Source organism: Paenibacillus sp. 7516 (genome assembly GCF_002272715.1).
GTDB lineage: Bacteria > Bacillota > Bacilli > Paenibacillales > Paenibacillaceae > Paenibacillus > Paenibacillus illinoisensis_A.
Genome location: NZ_NPBI01000057.1, coordinates 1 through 278, shown reverse-complemented (window position 1 = coordinate 278; position 278 = coordinate 1). Strand labels below are relative to the sequence as shown.

Genomic DNA, 278 nt, shown 5'->3' with positions numbered 1-278 from the left:
AAGGCGACGATGCGTAGCCGACCTGAGAGGGTGATCGGCCACACTGGGACTGAGACACGGCCCAGACTCCTACGGGAGGCAGCAGTAGGGAATCTTCCGCAATGGGCGAAAGCCTGACGGAGCAATGCCGCGTGAGTGATGAAGGTTTTCGGATCGTAAAGCTCTGTTGCCAGGGAAGAACGTCCTTGAGAGTAACTGCTCAAGGAGTGACGGTACCTGAGAAGAAAGCCCCGGCTAACTACGTGCCAGCAGCCGCGGTAATACGTAGGGGGCAAGCG

General features: G+C 58.3%; 1 rRNA gene. It reads left to right on the top strand.

Annotation, left to right across the window (positions count from 1 at the left end):
* Window positions 1–278 (top strand): 16S ribosomal RNA (locus CHI14_RS29595); the annotation flags it as partial.